The sequence below is a fragment of the Staphylococcus sp. HMSC067F07 genome, from assembly GCF_001837405.1.
Taxonomy (GTDB): domain Bacteria; phylum Bacillota; class Bacilli; order Staphylococcales; family Staphylococcaceae; genus Staphylococcus; species Staphylococcus capitis.
Window position 1 is genome coordinate 1 of record NZ_KV832232.1, and the last position, 22828, is coordinate 22828.

The 22828-nt window shown below is 34.7% G+C and carries 17 protein-coding genes; 1 reads left to right on the forward strand and 16 read right to left on the reverse strand.

From position 1 onward, the window contains the following. Window positions 1–189: 189 nt before the first annotated feature. The 14 genes from HMPREF2706_RS02750 to betB all read right to left on the reverse strand — a co-directional run bounded on the left by HMPREF2706_RS02750 (window position 190) and on the right by betB (window position 18391). Window positions 190–1374, reverse strand: coding sequence for an FAD-dependent oxidoreductase (locus tag HMPREF2706_RS02750; protein ID WP_030059066.1), 1185 nt, complete (start codon window positions 1372–1374; stop codon window positions 190–192). A gap of 23 nt (window positions 1375–1397) precedes the next feature. Further along, window positions 1398–1952 carry a PadR family transcriptional regulator gene (locus HMPREF2706_RS02755; RefSeq protein ID WP_002432898.1) on the reverse strand — a complete coding sequence of 185 codons (555 nt, stop codon included), beginning with the start codon at window positions 1950–1952 and terminating at the stop codon, window positions 1398–1400. Between the two features lie 157 nt (window positions 1953–2109). Then, window positions 2110–2970 (reverse strand): class I SAM-dependent methyltransferase, encoded by an 861-nt coding sequence (locus HMPREF2706_RS02760; RefSeq protein ID WP_030059064.1) that lies wholly within the window; start codon window positions 2968–2970, stop codon window positions 2110–2112. 154 nt (window positions 2971–3124) lie between these two features. Beyond that, window positions 3125–4630: an L-lactate dehydrogenase (quinone) gene (gene lqo / locus HMPREF2706_RS02765; protein WP_002432748.1), complete on the reverse strand. Its 1506-nt coding sequence runs from the start codon at window positions 4628–4630 to the stop codon at window positions 3125–3127. 346 nt (window positions 4631–4976) lie between these two features. Next, complete coding sequence (locus tag HMPREF2706_RS02770) at window positions 4977–5798, reverse strand: pyruvate, water dikinase regulatory protein (RefSeq protein ID WP_002432738.1); 822 nt, start codon at window positions 5796–5798, stop codon at window positions 4977–4979. Window position 5799: 1 nt separating this feature from the next. Continuing rightward, complete coding sequence (ppdK, locus tag HMPREF2706_RS02775) at window positions 5800–8427, reverse strand: pyruvate, phosphate dikinase (RefSeq protein WP_037550613.1); 2628 nt, start codon at window positions 8425–8427, stop codon at window positions 5800–5802. Between the two features lie 240 nt (window positions 8428–8667). Further along, window positions 8668–10254 carry an acyl-CoA synthetase MbcS gene (gene mbcS / locus HMPREF2706_RS02780; protein ID WP_030059171.1) on the reverse strand — a complete coding sequence of 529 codons (1587 nt, stop codon included), beginning with the start codon at window positions 10252–10254 and terminating at the stop codon, window positions 8668–8670. Window positions 10255–10525: 271 nt separating this feature from the next. Beyond that, window positions 10526–10891: a hypothetical protein gene (locus tag HMPREF2706_RS12340; RefSeq protein ID WP_030059172.1), complete on the reverse strand. Its 366-nt coding sequence runs from the start codon at window positions 10889–10891 to the stop codon at window positions 10526–10528. 434 nt (window positions 10892–11325) lie between these two features. Next, on the reverse strand, window positions 11326–11796 hold the full coding sequence (locus HMPREF2706_RS02790) for an antibiotic biosynthesis monooxygenase family protein (protein WP_030059173.1): 471 nt from the start codon (window positions 11794–11796) through the stop codon (window positions 11326–11328). A gap of 35 nt (window positions 11797–11831) precedes the next feature. Beyond that, window positions 11832–12044 (reverse strand): sterile alpha motif-like domain-containing protein, encoded by a 213-nt coding sequence (locus tag HMPREF2706_RS02795; RefSeq protein WP_023351057.1) that lies wholly within the window; start codon window positions 12042–12044, stop codon window positions 11832–11834. Between the two features lie 151 nt (window positions 12045–12195). Then, window positions 12196–13578 (reverse strand): MFS transporter, encoded by a 1383-nt coding sequence (locus HMPREF2706_RS02800; protein WP_030059174.1) that lies wholly within the window; start codon window positions 13576–13578, stop codon window positions 12196–12198. Between the two features lie 18 nt (window positions 13579–13596). Continuing rightward, window positions 13597–14772 (reverse strand): M20 family metallopeptidase, encoded by a 1176-nt coding sequence (locus tag HMPREF2706_RS02805; RefSeq protein WP_070862177.1) that lies wholly within the window; start codon window positions 14770–14772, stop codon window positions 13597–13599. Between the two features lie 243 nt (window positions 14773–15015). Beyond that, complete coding sequence (betA, locus tag HMPREF2706_RS02810) at window positions 15016–16734, reverse strand: choline dehydrogenase (RefSeq protein ID WP_064212219.1); 1719 nt, start codon at window positions 16732–16734, stop codon at window positions 15016–15018. A 166-nt stretch (window positions 16735–16900) separates the two neighbouring features. Next, window positions 16901–18391, reverse strand: a complete 1491-nt coding sequence (gene betB, locus HMPREF2706_RS02815; RefSeq protein WP_023351054.1) for a betaine-aldehyde dehydrogenase — start codon at window positions 18389–18391, stop codon at window positions 16901–16903. A gap of 287 nt (window positions 18392–18678) precedes the next feature. Between betB and HMPREF2706_RS02820 the strand changes: the two genes are divergently transcribed. Beyond that, window positions 18679–19233, forward strand: a complete 555-nt coding sequence (locus HMPREF2706_RS02820) for a choline uptake/conversion transcriptional regulator CudC (RefSeq protein ID WP_030059178.1) — start codon at window positions 18679–18681, stop codon at window positions 19231–19233. Window positions 19234–19321: 88 nt separating this feature from the next. On the opposite strand, the gene HMPREF2706_RS02825 is transcribed toward HMPREF2706_RS02820, so the two are convergent. Together HMPREF2706_RS02825 and HMPREF2706_RS02830 are read right to left on the reverse strand one after the other, a co-directional pair. Next, complete coding sequence (locus HMPREF2706_RS02825; RefSeq protein WP_002469734.1) at window positions 19322–20944, reverse strand: BCCT family transporter; 1623 nt, start codon at window positions 20942–20944, stop codon at window positions 19322–19324. Between the two features lie 384 nt (window positions 20945–21328). Beyond that, window positions 21329–22627, reverse strand: a complete 1299-nt coding sequence (locus HMPREF2706_RS02830; RefSeq protein WP_002436174.1) for an anaerobic C4-dicarboxylate transporter family protein — start codon at window positions 22625–22627, stop codon at window positions 21329–21331. Window positions 22628–22828: the final 201 nt, after the last annotated feature.

Here is a 22828-nt window from a genome sequence, read left to right on the forward strand (position 1 = left end):
TTTTGAGCAGAACCGAAAAGCGAGCAAAACTGTTTTGTAGTTTTGACGAGACTTTGAGAGTTTCTGCCGAAAAACCTGCTTACTGAAGCCCGTCTATCATTCCGGTTATGCAACATTATCTTGCTTAACCTAATATAAAATGCCGTGTGGTAATCTATTTGACCACACGGCATTTCTTTATACTTTTTATTATTTATTATCTAATTTTTGTGCTTGATGCTCTTCAAACAATTCACCAATGTGATTAAAGAAATCGCCAAATTTTTGAGCAGCGTCATCACCAAACATTTCTTCTAAATTAGCTTGAGACTCACTTGCACTCTGTTCTGAAGCTTCATACATAGATGCTTCATATTCTTTCAACGCATCTTGTAAATTATTATTCTCTTTAAGTGCTTTCGCTAATAAATATGCATCGTAGAATGCCATATTAACACCCTCGCCTGCAAATGGACTCATTAAATGCGCTGCATCTCCGATTAAAGTGAGATTAGATTGATTCTCCCACTTAAACCCTATAGGCAATTTGTAAATTCGACGTAAGAGTACATCATCACCAGCATATTCAATATATTTTTTTAAATCTTCGTCCCAGTCCGAGAAATCTTGTAACAACTGTTCTTTAATTTCTGACTTACTCATTCCTTTAAATTTTTCAAATTCCTCATAATCCATTTGATAAGACATATATACTTTAATTCTTCCATTGCCATTCACTTGACCAAGAATTGCTTTATGGTCACCAAATGCCATCATTTTCCCATTTTTATTAAACGCTGCTAAATCAGGATATTGATTGTATGCATCTTCTACATTTAGTTCAACCATTGAAATACCATTATATTCTACGTCCACATTTGCTAAATAAGGTCTCACTTTTGAAAATGCTCCATCAGCCCCAACTACAAAGTCAAACTCAGCTGTATCTCCCTCAACAAATGAGACTTCAACTTGTCCATTGTCTAAGCGACGAAGTGATTCGAACGCTTTACCATATATTACTGTGCCTTCACTTAATTGTTCACTGATGATATCACATAGTTCACCACGATCAATTTCTGGACGTCCTCCCTCAACTTCAGGATCGGCTGTTTCTTCATAATAAACCTTACCATTTTTATCTAAAACGCGAGTATCTTCACCCTCAAAACGAGCAAGCTCTCTAAATCGATCAATAATACCTGTTTCTTTTAATGGTAACTGGCCACTCTCCTCATGAATATCTAAGGAACCTCCACGGTCTCGATTTACATCTAACCCAGCTTTCTCAAAAATTGACACTTCAAATCCTTGTTGTTGCAAAAGAAGTCCTAGCATTAATCCACCAGGTCCTCCTCCAATAATACCTACGCTTTTAACATCTTTTATATTCATTTGAACTCCCCCACTATCTATTTTTATTTAGAAAATTGTTCCAAACGTGCTTTTGTTTCTTCTACAAATTGGTCAAACTCTTTTTTCAATTCTTCATCTTGTAGTGCTTGCTGACTCGCTTTCATAAATCCTTGGAACACCTCATGTAATTGTTCTCTTGATGCTTTTAATTGCTCAAAGTCTATATTTTGAAACTGTTCCATTCGTTGTGTAAATTCATCATTATTAATATTCTCCTCTAAGAACTTCTCACCTTCTTCAGTGATTGAGTACACTTTCTTTTTACCATCTTTAGAGATTGATACAAATTCTCTATCTTCTAACATTTGTAAGATAGGATAAACAGATCCAGGACTAGGTGAATAGAAGCCTTTAAAACGTTCTTCTAAATCTTTAATAATTTGATATCCATGACGTGATTCTTCCTTCAACATTTTAAGAATGACAAATTGTAAATTGCCTTTCTTGAAAAAGCGGTCACGACCGCCGCCTCTCGGACCACCAAATCCTCTGCCAAAATCAAATCCTTCAAATCGCTCCATTCTTTGTCTTATCATTTCAGGTCTTCTTCTGAACATTTAAATCACCTTTCTTTATTTGTTATTTCGATATATCAATATCCTAAGCGATATATCGAAATATGTCAACGATATATCGTAATAATTTTTCGAAAAATAAATACCATTTTAACAAATACTGTTAAAACGGCATTTAGAAGTCGTACCTTCAATACATTTAGTCTTGTAATGTGATAAGTACTTTCCCAAACTTACCACCTGTAACTACGGGCACATGATCGCCATATTTATCTCGTAAATATTGTTCAATACTCTCTTTTTGTTGCGCATTCATTTCAATTTCCACTTCTTTTAACCAAGAACGTAATTGACGCATGACTTCATCTACACTTTTTTCAGCATGTTGTGTATGACGCTCAATTAAGGTTTCATACGTATAGTTATTGCAATAAAGTAGCTGCAATAAATAATATAAATCAGCAGTCATCGGCGAAGGTTCTAATTCAAGAAAAGCAACGACCTCATCCACGATTGAGTTTTCTTTAGGTCCTGCTATTAAGCTGACATAAACATATTGATGAGCTATATCTATAGCTTTTTCCACGGCTTCCCATGTTGTTACTGCAGGACACATTGATGCAAAGACTAAATCGAATTTTTTAATCTCTGTCGTTTCAATATTTTCAAATGATTCATTAATTGTTTCAATCTCTACACCATAATGTTGCGCATTATCTTTTAACATACCGTGCAATATGGATGAGGGTTCAAGACTAGTAACTTTAGCGCTTTCTTTTGAGAACGGTATACTAAACACTCCTGAAGCAGCACCAACATCCAGTATACTTAGGTTTTCAAATCCTCCTGTTTGATTCTGAATCCATGACATAATTCGTTTTACTCTTTTTTGACTCTCTTCAGTAAAAGAATTTTTATTAAAATTTTCAGCCCATTTTTCAAAGCCTGGAGCATCAGGTTGACCTAAACCTGCACGTTTCATTCTTTTATCTTGTGTATTAGGATCATTGTCCCAAGCCTCTTTCCAAAACTGTTGATCAAAGATATTTTCATTTGTCATATCATCAAACTCCTTCGACTCTAACTTTGACTCCATTGTATCTCTTACCTTTATTTATTAAAATTAATTAATATTCTAGGCATGAGGTGAAATATTTGTATATAAAAAAGACGTGTGAGACATCTTTACATCTCACACGTTAAAAATATCTATTCTATTTTTTAGCTTTATCATAATAACCTAGTTCTAGGTCTTTTGAAGTTTGTTTACGGATTTTTCTCATTAATTGTTCATCATTAATTAATGATTCTCCATAAGAAGGAATCATTTCTTTAATTTTCGGTTTCCAATCAGAAGTATATTCAGGGAAATTACGTTCTAATACTTCTAATGCAACTGAAACTGAAGTAGAAGCTCCTGGTGATTCACCTAATAAAGCGATAACTGAATGATCTTCAGAGTTCACAACTTCAGTACCGAATTGAATGAAGCCTTTACCATTCTCTTCAGTATCTTTAATAACTTGTACACGCTTACCTGCTGTGTATAATTGCCAATCTTCATCACGTGCTTCAGGATAGAATGTACGTAAGTGATTCATGCAACCTTCTTTAGTCATAATCACTTGATCAATTGAATATTTAATTAATGGCACATTCTTAATTGCTGCAGCTAATAATGTTGAGATGTTATATGGCTTAACAGATCTGAATAAATCAAGGTTAGAACCAAATTTAAGGAATTTTGGTCCAATATTCGCGAATGGTCCAAATAATAATGTTCTTTCACCATCGATATAACGCGTATCTAAGTGAGGAACTGTCATAGGTGGTGTGCCAGGTGGTTCTTTACCGTATACTTTGGCATCGTGTTGTTCAATAACTTGAGGGTTAGTACAAGCAATAAACTGACCACTAATTGGGAATCCACCTAAGTGTTTACTTTCTGGAATGCCAGTTTTTTGTAGAAGTGGAATCGCTCCACCGCCGGCACCAATAAATACATAATCTGTTTGATGTTCAAATACATCACCAGTATTACGGTTTTTAATTTTAACTAACCATTTACCATTAGATAAACGTTCAAAGTCTACAACTTCATGATTGTATTGTACTTCAACGTTTGAAGAGTCATGAAGGTTTTTAGCCATTTTACGAGTAAGAGCACCGTAGTTAACGTCTGTACCTTCATCAATTTTACTAGCCGCCATAACGCCACCGTTATTTTCACGACCTTCCATCATTAACGGAATCCATTTTTTCATTTCTTCAAAGTCTTCTGTATATTCGATATTATCGAACATTGGGAAGTTTTTCATTGCTTCATAACGATCTTTTAAGAATTTCACGTTATTTTTACCACGTACGAAACTAATGTGTGGTAATGGATGAATAAACTCTCTAGGATTTTCAATTTGTCCACTTTTTACTAAGTGACCCCAGAATTGTTTAGAAATCTCAAATTGTTCGTTGATTTCTTTTGCTTTTTCGATATCAATTGAACCATCTGGTTGTTGAACTGTATAGTTCAATTCACATAACGCAGCGTGTCCTGTACCCGCATTGTTTCGTTCATTTGAACTTTCAATACCGGGACGATCTAGACGTTCATATAAATGGATATCCCATTCAGGTTCGATGCTTTTTAACATTGAACCGAATGTTGTACTAAGTACACCGGCACCAATTAATACAACGTCTTTTTTCTCAGACTTTGCCATGTTGTTCACCTCTCAAATAATTTAAAATATATTACACCAGTACATTAGAGTTGTTCTTTTATTAAATCCCAATTCACAACTCCAAAAATTAAAGAGCATCTTAAACTCTTTACTAGTTACTACACTTCTATGTTAAAGCAACAATAAGGAAATGTAAATTATTCTAACTAAGATTATTCAATTGTTTAATAATAATTTTTTTATACTAAAATATATTAATTACAAAATATTTTTTCTCTTTTAATCCGACTACAATATTGCTCTTAATGCACACCCACATCAACATGAAATAACAGCACAAAGTTAAAGTTTTCTACTTCAACCTCGTACTGTTAAAATAAGCAATTTAACGTTGCATTAAAAACTTTTCTATATAAAATGCAGATTCTTCAATAGATTTATACTCAGTATTGATGACTGTAGCATTCAATTTTTTGAAAACTTCTTCTGCATAAGAGAGTTCTTTCTTAATTCGTTCCAAACTATTATATGTAGACTCAGCAGATAACCCTAACGTTTCAGCACGATTGCGACGAATGTTTGCAATATAGTTCGGACTTGCAGTTAAGCCAAACACTTTTAGTCCCTTTTGTTGAAATACATTGTCTGGAATGGCAACTTCCGGTACTAAAGGGATGTTTGCTATTTTATAACCTTTGTTGGCTAAATACATGCTTAATGGTGTTTTAGACGTACGTGAAACTCCTACAATTAACGCATCCGCTTCACCAATATCTGTAAAATGTTTACCATCATCATATTTGACTGAGTATTCAATAGCTTCAATACGTTTGAAATATTCATCATTAAGTTTACGTAATGCGCCACTTTCCATTAAAGGTTTAGCATCTGTATGCGTTTCAATTATTCGAATTAACTCTGACATATAATCGACGTATGGAATATCATGTTCTTTCGCAAACTGATGACCTAAAGCATTAAATGATTCGCTCACTAATGTTGTCGCTACAATTGCATTTTGTTCTCGAGCAAGTTGAAGCACATTAAGAAATTCTTGTTCATCTTTAATGTACGGAAATTTCTTAATCTCAACTTGGGTCAAATCTGGGAATTGGGTTAATGTAGCATGAATCATACGTTGTGCCGTTTCCCCAATTGAATCCGAAACAATAAATAACTTTAAAACTTGATCGTTCTTCTCTTCCACCTTATCGCTCGCTTTCCTCCGCCTGACTTTGAGCAGTAGCTAATATCGCACCAGGTACTCTGAATGGCGAACATGATACATAGTCAATAGACCATTGATTAAATTGATGAATTGATTTAGCATCACCACCAAGTTCACCACATACGCCTATCTTGATCTCTGGTTTTATTTGCTTAGCTTGTTCAACCGCGTATTGAATCAATTGTCCCACACCATCTTTATCTAATGTTTGGAATGGATCAATCTGTAAAATGTTACTTTCAGTATACACGTTTATAAATTTCCCTGCATCATCTCTTGAAAAACCATAAGTTAATTGTGTTAAATCATTTGTACCGAAACTAAAGAAATCACAATGTTGTGCGAGTTGTTGCGCAATTAAACATGCTCTCGGTGTTTCGATCATTGTACCAATAAGATAATTCACATTTGTTTTTGCGTCATTTTCCAATTGAGTAATTGTTTCTGCTAAACGGCCTTTTAGAGTAATAAACTCTTCAACAGTTGAAACAAGTGGAATCATAATTTCAGGATGACACTCTATGCCCTCTTTCTTAAGTTTCAATACACTTTCAATAATCGCCTCTACTTGCATTTCGTATAACTCAGGATAAGTTATAGCTAAGCGACAACCACGGTGACCTAACATAGGATTAACTTCGTTGAGTTCAGCGATACGCTTACGTAATACATCTTTAGGAATATCAAGTTGTTCGGCAACGCTTGCGATGTCTTCATCTGAGCTTGGCAAAAATTCATGTAATGGTGGATCTAATAAGCGCACAATTGTAGGTCGGTCTTGAGAAAGTCTAAATATAGCTTCAAAATCCTCTACTTGATACGTTCTAATCTTCTCTAATGCACCAATACGTGCTTCATGGTCTGAAGCTAAAATAAATCGGCGCATCTCTATTAAACGCTCAGCTCCAAAGAACATATGCTCTGTTCTTACAAGTCCAATCCCTTTAGCACCAAAATTATATCCTGCTTTAATATCTTGAGGTGTTTCGGCATTCATTCTGACTTGTAAGCGCGCAGTTTCTTCAGACCATTCCATAAATTGTTCAAATGCTTCACTGTGTTCTGCATTGACCGTTTCAATCTCACCTACATATAAATCTCCTGTGGAACCATCTACCGAAACCACATCACCTTCATTCAATTCGCCATCTGAATAATAAACCGTTTTATTTAGAGTATCGATTTCAACATCTGAACAACCTGTAACACAACATTTACCCATCCCTCTTGCCACAACTGCTGCATGAGATGTCATACCTCCATGAGTTGTAACGATAGCTTCACTAGCAATCATACCTTCAATATCTTCTGGGGACGTTTCCGGACGCATCAGAACTACACGATGACCTTTTTCAGCTTGTTCTTTCGCATCTTCAGCTGAGAAGACGACTTGGCCTGTTGCTGCACCTGGACTTGCAGGTAACCCTAATTTCGAAATAACAGTTGCTTGCTCTAAGGCTTCTTCCTTAAAATTAGGATGCAATAATTGATCGATTGATTTTACATCCACATTCGCTACTGCCTCTTTGCGAGTGATTAAACCTTCATTAACCATATCCACAGCAATTTCAATGGCAGCTCTTGCCGTACGTTTCCCATTACGTGTTTGAAGTAAATAAAGCTTGCCGTTTTCAATCGTAAATTCGATATCTTGCATGTCTTTATAGTGTGTTTCAAGTTGCTTTGTCACTTCAACAAATTCTTGATGAACCTCTGGCATTTGCGCCTTTAATGTATCAATATCTTGTGGTGTTCTAATTCCTGCTACAACGTCTTCACCTTGCGCATTAAGTAAGTACTCTCCAAATAATTGGTTATCACCAGTAACTGGGTTTCTGGTAAACGCAACACCTGTACCACTCTGTTCTCCACTATTACCAAATACCATTTCTTGCACATTGACTGCAGTTCCAATATCATGCGGAATATCATTTAATTCTCTATATACACGCGCTCGATCGTTATCCCAAGATTTGAATACCGCTTCAATCGCTTCCTCTAATTGCTTTAATGGTTCTTGAGGAAATGGCTTATATACCTCTTCTCGGTAAATCTCTTTAAACCTTTCACATATCGTTTGCAAGCCGTCAGCAGGTATATCCGCATCGTTCTTGTAATTATGTTTATTTTTGAAATCATCAAAATATGTATCAAATGCCATCATAGGGATACCATAAACGACTTCACCAAACATTTGTAATAAACGTCGATAACAGTCATAGGCGAAGCGTGCATCATTTGTTTTATCAGCAAGTTTCTTCACGTTGTCATCGTTCAAACCTAAATTAAGGATAGTATCCATCATTCCAGGCATAGAAATTTTTGCGCCACTACGCACTGAAACTAATAATAAATCTTCGTCAGAGGAGAATGATTTTCCTGTTCTTTCTGAAAAGGACGTTAAGTGATGTATCAATTGTGTTTTAACTTCTGTTGGCAATTGTTCATTTTGTTTTAAGTAATCAATACATGCCTCGGTTGTAATTGTAAATCCATCAGGTACCGGTAAACCTAAACGTTTCATCTCAGACAGGTTAGCACCTTTCCCACCTAATAAATCTTTCATTGAAATGCGTCCTTCGTCAAATGCATAAATATATTGTGTCATCATAGACCACCTCTTCTTTAAATATGTCATACTAATCATTTTTTTAGTATGACATATTAAAAGAATAATTACAACTATTTTTATGAAAAGGATTTCATAAATATTACGATTACGTGAATAAAAGCCTTTAAAACAACATTAGTGAAAATATAAATATGTTATACACAAAAAACTGTCGACTCAGTTTAATACTGAATCGACAGTTTAATACATAATTATAACTTTATAGTACGAATTAAATTAATCTTGGTTATTGTATTTTGCAATTTCCGCATCACGCAGTTCGACACGGCGAATTTTACCAGAATTTGTTTTTGGTAAATCATCGACAAATTCTATTGCTCTAGGATATTTGTAAGGGGCCACTTCATTTTTACAGAATGTCTGAAGTTCTTTAACTAGTTCATCATTGCCTTCATAGTTATTTTGTAAAATGATAAAGGCTTTAACAATATTACCACGAATCTCGTGAGGACTAGCAACCACTGCACATTCCTTAACAGCAGGATGATTCGTCAATGCGTCCTCTACTTCAAATGGACCGATTGTATAGCCAGAGCTGATAATAATATCATCACGACGTCCTTCAAACCAGAAATAGCCATCTTCATCTTTATGCGCTAAATCTCCTGTGACATAATAATCACCTGCTGAAGCCGCTTTCGTACGTTCCTCATCTTTATAATATCCTTTAAATAATGCAGGCAAATCTAATGGCACAGCGATATTACCTTTAGTTTGAGGTGGAACTTCATTACCATCATCATCAATAATTGTGACAAAACTACCTGGAATGCCTTTACCCATAGACCCCGTACGTGGTTCTGTATCTTTAAGAAAACCGATAAGCAATGTACTTTCAGTCTGACCATAACCATCTCTTACTGTAAGATTAAAGTTGTTCTTAAATTGCTCTACAACTTCACGATTAAGTGGCTCGCCTGCTGAAACCGCACTGTGTAGATGTTCTAAATGATAGTCATTTAGATTACTTAATTTTGCCATCATACGATATTCAGTCGGCGTACAACATAATACATTAATTTGATAATCTTGTAATAATTCAAGATACGTTTCTGGTTGGAAACGTCCATTATATACAAAGGCTGTTGCGCCAGTTCCTAGTATTGATAAGAACGGACTCCATACCCACTTTTGCCAACCTGGAGCAGCCGTTGCCCACACAAGATCATCTTCTTTGATACATAGCCAATGTTTCGGTGCCATTTGTAAGTGCGCATATCCCCAGCCGTGAGAATGTGTAACAGCTTTAGGATTACCAGTAGTTCCCGAAGTATATGAAAGAATTGCTAAATCATCACGTGTCGTTTCAGCACTTTCAAGTTCATTACTTTCGTTAGCTTTTTCATCTTCAATAGAAATCCAACCATCTTGATGACCAGCAATAATGAATTTAGTAAGTTCCTCGTATTCTTTAACGCCTTCAAATTCTTTAGTTAATGTGTGAAATGCAATCACTGCATCAATTTCACCATGTGTAATTCGATATTGTAAATCTTTTGTACGTAACATTTCTGAGCTTGGTATAATTGCGATACCCAATTTTAACGCAGCGATGTATAATTCGTATGTGGCGATAGCGCGTGGCATCATGATTAATACTTTGTCACCTTTTTTAAGACCATGTTTTAAAAAGACATTCCCTACTTTATTTGCATTTTGCAATAGCTCTTCATAACTTACTGAAATATTATCATGTTCGTTATCTTTATAAATAATCGCTTTTTTAGATGAATCTGAAGCGTATTTTTCAATTTCAGAAATAATATTATATTTCTCTGGAGCAAGTAAATCTGATTTGTTCATAACTGTACTTCCTTTCAATTCACATTCATACTCATACTATCAGAACTTAAAGTCCATTCAAATGGATTAAACTTATATTATAGTAATTTTCTGAATTTTTAGTATTATTGGAGTTATATTGATAATTGTTCTTGTATTACTTATTAGAGCACTGTATATGCGTAAGGAATATGATGAACAGAATCAGAAACAGTTACTTATAAGTCACTTTTAAAAATAATCCTTACGCGGTTAGGCATTAAACTAGCCTTTTGTGTCTATATTGATACAATCACTTATTTAGAGAAGAGAAACTATAGATAACTAAATAGATAATTATAATGACTATGACATGAATGGCTCCTAGAAATATTGCAAAACCATCTGTCGAAAATGGGGTGAAATAACCTGATGAATTATAAACATTCATAAATAAATGAACACATATCCAAGAGAGAAATATCCCAATGACCCTACATATTACAATGCCTATGTTATTTTTTATACCAGTTTTAAAAATAGATAAACTCACTAAGAGCGCGACAATCACAAATGGAATATAACCTATTAGTGACCCCGTATGATAATCAATATTTAGGCCGATAAACTCTATTGGAATTAAGGAACAAATTATCGTAATGAGTTTGAAAAAATTCATTTTAGATTCGTGCTCTCCTAACTATTTAAATTTGTCTATTTTTCAATATTTAATCTTATTTGGAAATCGTTAATCGACTTTATAACTATTAAAGTTGAGAAATGTCATATTGTCAAAATGATACAGTGACCTCAAAACCTTCTATTCTAATTATGAGTGAGGGGCACGTTTACCAATTTAAACTTGTAAAAGCAGTTTAGAATTAAATGCCTATAAATAAGAAGGCTAAGACACAAATGATTGTCTTAGCCTTAATTAACATATTAGCAATGGATGACTATTTTAAAACTGCGCTTACATCAATTTTCTACAATTCTAAACATTTTTATTGGTGGACTCCCAAATCAAAAATTATTTTAAAGATTTCAACAAGCTATGTAAGTTGGATGCGGGACAATAGAATTATATTTCTGCCCTTCTCTCCACCTATTTACCTATATGACGCTTTCAAAATCTATATGATGATGAAGTTTTTCAAGTTCAATTCTAACATTATATGATAAATCGCGATTAACAATGCGATGATCCACACCTTTTGATGTTCCACGTTTCTTATGTGTTTCTGCGTACTCAGCAGAATTCTGCCAATCATAAAATGCTTGTCGATCTTCCCATAAAGTTACGATTATATAATGTCGACCTACAGTTTTAGGTCTTAAAAATCTCAACGCTCTAAATCCTGGTACATTTTCTAAGTGTTTGTTTCTTTGTAAAAACTTTTGTTCAAAAGCTTCTTCGTTTCCTTCATTAACAAAAAGATGATTTAACACGCAAAATGCGTCGTTCGATAGTGTATTTATAGATTCTAGCACTTCGTAATATTGTTTATCATTATTTTTCTCTATCATAAAAGAATGATCAGTTTCTTCTATAATATATGCCTTGTATGCATCATTGATTAACATATATAATTCCTTCATTTCACTTCAATTTATAAGTATTACATCCTACTTTGTTCATAAAGGGATAATGAGCGTTTAACAATTTCTATGAGTTCATGATCGAAATCTTTAAGTTCATTGAAATAATTGAGTATATTATCAGCTACAGTCTCTTCAATTGGAAAATGAGCATCTTGGTTAATCCACGCCGCTAACTCTCCCAATGGCGTTTGATCTCCCACAAAGTTCTGAATAAATTCATAGAAACTCACGCTAACACCCCTTTTTTCGTAATATAAATTTATACTATCACGAAATGACTCATAAAACATCATATCAAAGAATATTCAGTGAAATTTATTTGCATTTTCAAAAAGAAAACTCTTTAAAACGTTTGTTTAATTTAAAGAAAATAGACGATTCTTATGAGGTCTTTTTAGTATTAGGAAGTGTGAGCCATACAATAAAGTATGCAGTGAAAGCAATCATTGTATTAAACCATAGCCCCATCATTGCTCCTAATTTTGGATCAAATAATGTTGAAAATATGCTATAAATTGAACCTGAAATGGCCACACCAAAAGCGCCACCTATTGAAGAAGCCATTTTATAAATACCTGAGGCGACGCCTACCTTTTCCTCTGGAGAATGAGAAATGGCTGTATCAGTCGAAGGCGTTGCAAATAAACCTAAACCTAATCCAAATAATAAAAATCCTATCACGCATAAAGTGATATACACTGGAATAGGTAAAAACGTAATCGACATTAAGAATATTCCCACTGTTGTCGACATCGTACCAATTAGCATAGGTTTTCTAGGACCAAACTCTTGTAAGATTTTCTCTCCTACTCGAATCATTGTTAATACTGCAATCAAATACGTGAGTGACAACAAACCTGTTTCAAATGAACTTAAACCTATACCTTGTTGGACAAACGTATTCGTTATGAGAAGCGTACCAGCAACTGTATTAATTAAAAAATTAGCAAATGTCGCACTCGTATAGAATCGATTACGAAATAAAGCAAAATCGATGAGTGGATAGCGTTTTCTATTTTCAAGGATGATAAATAATATTGTAGATAACACAAATGCAACAAATAATGACACAATCGCTACGGAAAATAAACCTAAATGTGCAGCTTGTGTAATCATAATATTTAGACTGAGCATCATTACAACTAGTAAAATAAGACCCACAATATCAAACTGTCTTGATGATGCATGTTGATTCTTAGATTCTGGCGTACCTTTAATTAAAAGTACTGCAATGAGGGAGACGATAATTGAAAAGACAAATATCCATCTCCAACTTAAGAATGTAGCTATCATCCCTCCAAATAAAGATGCGAAACCAGAACCTCCCCAGGAGCCTATAGACCAGAAGCTGAGCGCACGCTGACGTTTGTCACCATGATAGTATGCTTTAATTAATGATAGTGTCGCAGGCATAATCAATGCAGCAGAAAGACCTTGAATTGCACGTCCCATCAATAATAACGGAATGTAGTCAGAAACGATAATAAGTAATGAGCCAAAAATATTTAACCATAGTCCAATTATCGTTAAACGTACACGTCCAAAATAATCTGCCAAACTGCCCGCTCCAACTACAAACATGCCACAAAATAGAGCTGTTAGACTTACCGCAATGCTTATTGTACTTAAATAACTGCCAAATGACGTTTGTAAATTAGGAATTACATTGATTAAAGAATTAGCAAATAACCAAAATGTGATGACTGCTAATACGATTCCTATTAAAAGTTTACGAGTCCCTATGTATTCATGTTGCTGATTCATTGATGATTAAATCTCCTTTTAAGTTAAATAATCTAAAACAACAGTGCCCACTGCTTCAGCAGCAACAAGCATTGATGATGCATTAATATTAAATTTAGGATGGTGGTGAGGGTAAATATCACCATCTTCAGGTGCAGCACCTGAATAAATAAATGTACTTGGTAATTCAGTAGCATAAAATGCAAAATCTTCTGATGGTGGCTGAGGTTCACATATCTCAACACCTTTAATATCATCAATTTGTGCATTTTTGATTGTTTCTGCGACATATGAAGTGAATTCTGGATCATTATATAACGCAGGATAATCCTTTTTGAACTCGAATTCACATGTTACTCCAAATGTTTCCTCTATACCTTTAACAATTCTAGTTAATTCTTGTTGAATTGTATCTCTAGTCTGGTCAGTTAGAGCACGAACGTCTCCTTCTATTTCAATTTGATCTTTAATCACATTGAATTGACCTTTACCATCAAACGAACCTATAGTGACTACACCCGTTTCAAATGGGTTCAGACGTCTTGATACTACTGTTTGAGCAGTAGTGACAAAGTTGGAACCAGCCACAATTGCATCATTAGCCATGTGAGGTGATGAACCATGACCACCTTTACCTTGTACAACTAGTTTAAAATAAGCACGACCTGTTTGAACATAGCCTTCTTTGTAAAAGACTTTACCTGCTTCCATCGTACTCATAACATGCGCACCTAATACATGATCCACACCATCAAGCACACCATCTTTAATCATACCTTGGGCCCCACCTGGCGGCATTTCTTCTGCAGGTTGATGAATGATAACGACTTTACCTTTGAATTGTTCTTTCATTTCTATCAATGTTTCTCCGAGAATAAGCATATATGCTGTATGCGCATCATGGCCACACGCATGCATAACGCCTTTATTTTTTGAAGCAAATGACAGTCCAGTTTGTTCTTCAATAGGTAGTGCGTCAAAATCTGCACGAATCGCAATCGTCTTACCTGATTTCCCACTATCAATTGTTACTTTAACACCATTGGGTCCTACATTCGTTTCAACGTCACAATCTTTCTCTTTATAAAAATCGGCAATGTATTGAGGCGTTTCAGTTTCATGAAAAGAAAGTTCAGGATGTTCGTGAAGATATCGTCTGATTTCAATCATTTTACTTTCTTTCTCACGTAAACGTTTAATTAATTCTTGATTCATTTATATCCTCTCCTCAATTCAATTATAGAACTTAATCGTCAAGGAATGTTGCACAGTGTCTTTTTACTATATTTTTTATTTATGATATTAACAACTACAATATTATACTTTTTGAAAATTAATAGAAAATGAATTACCAAAACATAAATAAAAAGCCTTTAAATGAATTTGAATTCAATTCACTTAAAGGCTTCGCTAATTATAGAATAGCTTTTGTTCATTTAATTGACGAACTTAGTTCGATTAATATTGATAAAATGGATCGTCTTCCATTGCGCCAGATTTCTCATCATGAACACCATGTTTATAGTAATCTACATATTGAGGTTCTAATGGTTGTCTACCACGAATAATGTCTGCTGCTTTTTCAGCTAACATTAAAACTGGAGCATGAATATTACCATTTGTTGTACGTGGCATTGCTGATGCATCTACGACACGTAAGTTTTCCATGCCATGAACTTTCATAGTTAATGGATCTACAACAGCCATAGGGTCTGAAGAAGGGCCCATTTTAGCACTACAAGATGGGTGTAATGCTGTTTCGCCATCCTTACGTACCCAATCTAGAATTTCTTCATCAGTTTGTACTTCTGGTCCTGGTGATATTTCTCCACCATTAAATGGATCCATAGCTTTTTGTTTAAGAATATTACGTGCAACACGAATTGCTTCTACCCACTCGCGTTCATCTTCTTTAGTTGATAAGTAGTTAAACACGATACTTGGTTTTTCAAATGGATCTTTAGATTTAATTTTCAAGCTACCTCTTGAATTTGAATACATTGGACCTACGTGAACTTGATAACCATGCGCAACAGGTGCTTTTTGGCCATCATAACGTACAGCTATAGGTAAGAAGTGGAACATTAAGTTAGGATAATCCACTTCATCATTTGATCTTACAAATGCGCCACCTTCGAAGTGGTTAGATGCTGCGGCACCTTTACGCGCAAAGATCCATTGTAAACCGATAAACGGCATACGTTTTACATCAAGACTTGGTTGTAATGATACAGGTTGTTTACATTTATGTTGAATGTATACTTCTAAGTGATCCTCAAAGTTTTCACCCACACCTGGTAAGTGCATACGTGGCTCTATGCCTTTAGATTTTAAGAACTCTGAATCACCTATACCAGATAATTGTAATAATTGAGGTGTGTTGAACGCACCGCCTGATAAGATGACTTCGTTAGCTTTAACCGTTTGTTCTTTACCATTTTTCTTATAAGTGACGCCTGTTACCTTTTTACTATTGTTATCATCGAAATTAAGTTTCGTAACGAATGCACGTGTCTCTACGTCTAGATTTCTACGTCTCATTGCTGGGCGTAAATACGCTCTAGATGCTGACATACGGCGACCATGATGAACTTGACTATCGAATGGACCAAATCCTTCTTGTCTAAAGCCATTTACATCTGGTGTTTTATGATATCCCGCTTCAACACCTGCATTAAAGAATGATTTAAATAATGGATTTGTAGCAGGTCCACGTTTTAATTTAACCGGTCCGTTATGTCCACGTACTTTATCATAAGGTGACGCACCATAAGTTGTTTCTAACTTTTTAAAATATGGTAAGCAGTGAGCGAAGTCCCATGTATCCATACCTTCTGGCTCTGCCCAGCCTTCATAGTCCATTGGGTTACCTCTTTGATAAATCATACCGTTAATTGAGCTTGATCCACCAAGCACTTTACCTCTAGCATGGTCAACTTTACGTCCCATATGAGGTTCTTCTTCAGTTTGATATCTCCAGTCATAGAATGGGTTACCAGATGGGAACATTAATGCTGCGGGCATTTGAATAAATAAATCCCAGAAATAGTCACTACGTCCAGCTTCCAATACTAATACATTTTTATCTTTATCTTCAGATAGACGGGCACCTAGTACTGAACCTGCGCTTCCGCCACCAATAATGATGTAATCATATGAATCATGTTTTCTACTCATCAAATTCGACCTCCAAAATTGATAGTTTTCTTTGTTTTTCAACATCTCTTTCTTAAAAGGTTTTACATATTGAAGTGAGCGCCATTATGTTTTTCTAAGCGCTCACTCGCAATGAATATTTTTTAATTTCGAAAATTAAATCAGCATACTTTTTCAAATGGAAGAATTATTTACTAAACCAATTCACTGGTTCTGGATTCGTGTTTGTTAAGATGTGTTTAGTAATCAAGTATTCTTCAAGTCCTTCTTTACCAAGTTCTCTACCGATACCTGATTGTTTATAACCTCCCCATGGCGCTTGAGCGAAATAAGGATGGAAATCATTAATCCAAACGGTACCTAATTTTAATTTGTTAGCTACACGTTGTGCTTTACCAATATCTTTAGTGAATACCGCACCAGCTAATCCATAGATTGAATCGTTAGCTAAACGAATTGCTTCTTCTTCATCTGAGAAACCTTCAACAGTTACGACTGGTCCAAAGACCTCTTCCTGAACAATACGCATTGATGTATCACAATCTGTGATAACAGTAGGTTCAAAGAATAAACCTGCTTGTAAATCTTCACGTTCAGGACGTTTACCACCGATAGCAATTGTAGCGCCATCTTGTTTAGCAACTTCCATGTAATTTTCAATTTTCTCACGATGTGCAGTTGAAATAACTGGTCCCATTTCAGTGTCTTGATCGAAACCATTACCAATTTTAATTTTACTTACACGGTCGATCAGTGCCTTTTCAAACTTATCTTTAATATCGTTATGAACTAAAATTCTAGAACCTGCAGAGCAAACTTGACCTGCGTGGAAATAACCACCATTTAGCGCTTGATCCACTGCTAATTCAAAGTCTGCATCGTCAAAAATGATGTTTGGATTCTTACCACCAAGTTCTAAAGCAACTTCAGTTACATTGTCAGCAGCTTGTTTCATGATGTGTTTACCTGTTTCAATACCGCCTGTGAATGATACTAAGTCAACTTCTTCATGGCCAGACATAACGTCGCCAACTTCTGAACCTGCACCTAGAATTAAGTTGATTGTACCTTTAGGGAAACCAACCTCTTCCATTAATTCAAATACACGAATTGTTGTTAATGGTGTAATTTCACTAGGTTTCATAACTAAAGAACAACCTGTAGCTAATGCAGGTGCAATCTTCCATGATGCTTGAAGTAAAGGATAATTCCAAGGTGTGATTTGTGTAACTACACCGATAGGTTCTTTGATAACTTTACTTTCAGAATTTGGGATTGGCGTATTAATGATTTCGCCACCATCTTTATCAGCTAATCCTGCGAAATACATGAATACATTATGAATATCATCCATATCTGCATAAGATTCTTCTAATGTCTTACCAGTATCTAATGTTTCAAGTTTAGCTAATTCTTCTCTATTTTCTTTAATTTTATCTGCGATGGCTCTTACTTTTTTACCTCTAACTTCACTTGTTTCAAGTGACCATTCGCCCTCTTCAAATGATCTTCTTGCAGCTAAAATTGCTCTTTCCGTATCTTCTTTAGTCCCCTCAGCTACTGTAAAGATAACTTCTTGATTATAAGGATTTATAATATCTCTTGTATTTTTATTTGAACTTTCAACCCATTCACCATCGATATACTGACGGTTTGATAATTTATCTACAAGTTCCATCAAAACAACCTCCGTTAAGTTTGTTAAATTTTTATTTAACGAATTTTACAAACTTATGTTAGCATAGGTATTGAAAACGTGTCAATTTCTTAAAATACATTTGTAATACACAAGTAAATATCCAAACTTAACATTATTCTCCTTACTTACAACTTTAATTTGATAAATTAATTTTAATTTTTGTAAAAAGGTTTTATAATAGTTTGGCATGTAAAATTTTCAATTTTAAGTTATTTAACTTAATTGACGTGGTAAAAAAATTGAATATTAGAATTGGAGGTGCAGTGATGACACGTACGAATAATGACGCGCACCAAGTCGAACAAGCGAAAGATTTAGTGATAAACTCTATTGGAGAAACGATGGATTTGTATGGTATTAATCGTAGCGTCGGCAATTTATATGGCATCATGGTTTTTGAAGGCAGCATGACACTAGATGAGATGCGTCAACAACTACAAATGAGTAAACCAAGTATGAGTTCAGGTGTAAAGAAACTTCAAGAATACGACATTGTTAAACAACAATTTACACGCGGAAGTCGTAAGCAACATTTTATCGCAGAGAAAGACTTCTTTAATTTCTTTAGAAACTTCTTTACAAGAAAATGGGAACGAGAAATCGATACTAACATGGAAGCAATTAAAGATGCCGAAAAGATCATCAACCCACTATTAAACAAAGAAAATTTAGATGAAGAAGCAAAAGAAAATGCGTTAAATGTTAAAGCTCAATTAGATCATTCAAAAATATATTATGAATGGTTAGAACAATTAAGCGAGTCATTGGAATCTGGAGAAATATTCAAATACTTCCCTATTCCTGAACATGAAAATGAATAAAATTAAATTTAAATTATAACGTAAAAAAGCCAAGGGATATTCAAACGTATTTAAACGTGAATATCCCTTGGCTTTTTTGAATTAGTATTTATAAATTATCGTCTTCTGGTTCTTCTTTGACTTGAACGATTCGAAGTGATCGTCGTTCAACTTCTTTCAATTTATCTGCACGTGTTTCAAGTTTTATTCGATCTCGACCCAGTATGATGAGGAAGGAAATCATCATAAAGGTGAAAATGACGAGTAAAGGTACACTGGCCAATATTGATGCTGTTTTCAATACTTGAAGTGCTCTCTCGCCACCCACTAACATGAGTGAGAATGGAAGTAAACATAATGCGAATGCCCAGAATAAACGATTGGCTCTTAAAGGTTCCCCGATAACTTTTTTCTGTGATGCAGCTGCTAGGATATAAGAACCAGAGTCAAATGTTGTTGCTAAGAATAAGAATGCTGAGATTAAGAATAAAATAATTGTAATTGTTGGGAATGGTAACTGATGCATTACTTCAATAATTGTTGCTTCAGTACCATGACTATTTAAATAATTAATAACATTAAATTGTCCAGTAATTTGTAGGTAAACTGCATAGTTACCAAAAATACCGAAGAATAATACACATCCTAATGTACCGTAACACATTGTACCTAATACTACTTCTTTAAGTGTACGACCTTTAGAAATGCGGGCGATAAATAAACCGATGAACGGTGCATATACTAACCACCAAGACCAATAGAAAATTGTCCAATCTTGAGGGAAATGAGTTTCCTTACGACCATGAATACCGCCAAATGGTTCCATCCAAGTCGCCATGTGGAAGAAATCTCTTAACATGTTACCGAACCCAGTTACCGTTGTTTCCATAATAAACACTGTTGGACCAACGATAAACACGAACGCTAGTAATATGAATGATAACCACACGTTGACGTCACTTAATTTTTGGATACCTTTTTTCAATCCAGTATAAGAACTAATTGCGAATATAACTGTAATGGTTAATAAGATGATTGAACGTAACACCATATTAGTTCCATCTAAACCAGTTAACTTCTCAACACCAGCTGAAATCATTGGCACACCAAGTGCTAATGACGTAGCGGCACCTCCAAGTAAACCAAATATAAATAATATATCTACAACTTTACCGATAAATTTATCAGTTTGACCTTTTAAAATAGGTCGACAAGCTTGACTAATTTTATAAATCGGTTGTTTCTTAACGAACACAAGATAACCGATTGGTAGTGCTGGTAATACATAGATAGCCCATGCAATAGGGCCCCAGTGGAACATACCATACTGTGTCGCATATTGAAGTGCTTCATCTGACATTGGTTTTGCGCCATTAGGTGGGACTTGGTAGTAAAACGCCCACTCAATCACACCCCAATACAAGATATCTGAGCCGATACCCGCACAAAATAGCATCGCAGCCCATGTGAAATTATTAAATTCTGGCTTGTCACTTGCTTTCCCTAATGTGACATTGCCGTATTTACCAAACGCTATGTAAAGAACGAAACAAAAGATTGCCAGTCCCATAAATAAATACACAGAACCAATTGAATTAGAAATGGCACTATTGATGTCTGTGATGATTGTTTCACTTGCTTTCGGAAAAACCATCATAGGTATAACGGCAAAAAGTAATACTATGACTACGCCTATGAAGGTCGTCCAGTCCATAACTTTTTCCTTTTTCAATTGTGATCCCCCTAATATTATTTTTATGAATCGTGTGTTCAATTACGCTCAATATTTATTGATTCACAAAAAAGACAATAACGAAGTTTTAATAATAATGCAAATTACATACAAAGATTTTTAACCGTTATAGTGAATATTTATATAGTTTGAGGCATTTTAATGCTCATTTAAAATGACTATGACAACAGTGTTAAATTAAAATTTAACAAAATAAACGAATTTTACAGAATGTTGATTATGCATAAAAATACGCATTCAAAGAATATTTATTTATTTTCAAAACTTCGACTCTTAAAGAAATAATTCCTTATACAAAAGAAAAACTACTTTCCAATTTCATTGAAAAGTAGTTTATGTAAACCGTAGAGAATGATTTAATTTTTAATAACCTAATAGTGCTTTAATAGTGAACCCAATGATGATAGATACAGTAATCACAAAGAATCCTGGGACGGCGAAGCTGGTTGGTCTCGTTCTGCCTGTTTCATCTAACTCCACAGCAAATAGTAATGTAGGTTGAGCTGGTATCACGAAGTTAACGTTCAATGTTTGTACCATGGCTACGAAATAAATAGGTGGAATGCCTAAACTCATAACGATCGGCACCATAATCGATGCAGTGGCAGTTTGAGATATTACAATCATCGCTACAATGGAAACCAATATAATGACTAACCATGGAACTTGGCTAATCGTTTGTCCGATATCATTTTTTAATATTTTTAAATTTTGTGGCGCATTAAAGATTGTTGCACCTAACCAACCCGGTCCAAGCACAGCAAATAAAGCTCCCGTTGCTGATTGCGTAATATGAGAAGTTAAAATATCTGATGTGTTAATTTTGACTAATAGTAAATTAATTGCTGAACTTAAATACATAAAGAATTGTACTATCTCAGTCATTTCTACTTTGACTGTCTTTCCATTAACATCGAATGTAGGCATAAGATGTGGGAATATACCAAATGTTAAGATGCCTAACACACATAATAGAAAGCTTAGCACGCCTATTTTTACTTTTCCTGAAAATTGATTTTCAAGCTCGTCCTCCGGCATTTGAACTAAACGCTCAGATGAATCATGTACTTTCTCTTTACGCCCTACAAAAGTACAAAAAATACTAAGTAGCAACATACTAATAAGAGCAGTTGGTAAAACGATACTTAAATACTTACCCATCGATATATGATATCCTGCTAAAACTGAAATGATATATGCGGTAGCTGAAGCTGCAGGGCTACAAAGCAGTGCTAAATTTGCAGTTAAAACTGATGCAGTTAAGGCTCTCTTAGGTTGTATATGTGCCTTCTGCGCCGTTTTTGCAATAATAGGTTCTAAGGATAAAGCTATATTAGCCGTACCTATACCAAAGACGAAAAGGAAAACAATCATCGGAGCAATAAATATAATCGATTTTGGAAAGCGTTCAATCACACGCGAAGCAATATAAACGAGATAATCAATACCACCTGTTGCTTGAAGAGTTCCGCCTGCGATACCAATAGATAAGATAATTAAAACTGCTGTAACAGGAGCTGAACCTGGAGGTAATCGAAAGATAAATATCATTATTAACTGAGCCACAATCGCAAAGATACCACATCCAAGTGCGCCAGCTGTTCTAAGACCTAATAATATCGCAAGAATCATTATTATGATTTCTATGATAAATAAAACCATGAGAAGATCTCCTTAAACTTGGTGAACAAATTTTGTATACATTAATATTTTATCACTTAAAGATGTAAATAGTATATATATAGGTAGAATATTATTTATTATCACTTTAAATTTGATTAGGTATTATCATTTTTCCTACTTTAGTGATTAATATCTCTTTTAACATTTTAGATTATGAAATAAACTGAAGCGAGTGTTATC

Excerpts from the sequence above, each read along its gene's own strand:
- HMPREF2706_RS02750 (WP_030059066.1), bottom strand. The coding sequence starts at position 1,374 with ATGAATATAAAAGATGTTAAAAGCGTAGGTATTATTGGAGGAGGACCT.
- HMPREF2706_RS02755 (WP_002432898.1), bottom strand. The coding sequence starts at position 1,952 with ATGTTCAGAAGAAGACCTGAAATGATAAGACAAAGAATGGAGCGATTT.
- HMPREF2706_RS02760 (WP_030059064.1), bottom strand. The coding sequence starts at position 2,970 with ATGACAAATGAAAATATCTTTGATCAACAGTTTTGGAAAGAGGCTTGG.
- lqo (WP_002432748.1), bottom strand. The coding sequence starts at position 4,630 with ATGGCAAAGTCTGAGAAAAAAGACGTTGTATTAATTGGTGCCGGTGTA.
- ppdK (WP_037550613.1), bottom strand. The coding sequence starts at position 8,427 with ATGACACAATATATTTATGCATTTGACGAAGGACGCATTTCAATGAAA.
- mbcS (WP_030059171.1), bottom strand. The coding sequence starts at position 10,254 with ATGAACAAATCAGATTTACTTGCTCCAGAGAAATATAATATTATTTCT.
- HMPREF2706_RS12340 (WP_030059172.1), bottom strand. The coding sequence starts at position 10,891 with ATGAATTTTTTCAAACTCATTACGATAATTTGTTCCTTAATTCCAATA.
- HMPREF2706_RS02790 (WP_030059173.1), bottom strand. The coding sequence starts at position 11,796 with ATGTTAATCAATGATGCATACAAGGCATATATTATAGAAGAAACTGAT.
- HMPREF2706_RS02800 (WP_030059174.1), bottom strand. The coding sequence starts at position 13,578 with ATGAATCAGCAACATGAATACATAGGGACTCGTAAACTTTTAATAGGA.
- HMPREF2706_RS02805 (WP_070862177.1), bottom strand. The coding sequence starts at position 14,772 with ATGAATCAAGAATTAATTAAACGTTTACGTGAGAAAGAAAGTAAAATG.
- betA (WP_064212219.1), bottom strand. The coding sequence starts at position 16,734 with ATGAGTAGAAAACATGATTCATATGATTACATCATTATTGGTGGCGGA.
- betB (WP_023351054.1), bottom strand. The coding sequence starts at position 18,391 with ATGGAACTTGTAGATAAATTATCAAACCGTCAGTATATCGATGGTGAA.
- HMPREF2706_RS02820 (WP_030059178.1), top strand. The coding sequence starts at position 18,679 with ATGACACGTACGAATAATGACGCGCACCAAGTCGAACAAGCGAAAGAT.
- HMPREF2706_RS02830 (WP_002436174.1), bottom strand. The coding sequence starts at position 22,627 with ATGGTTTTATTTATCATAGAAATCATAATAATGATTCTTGCGATATTA.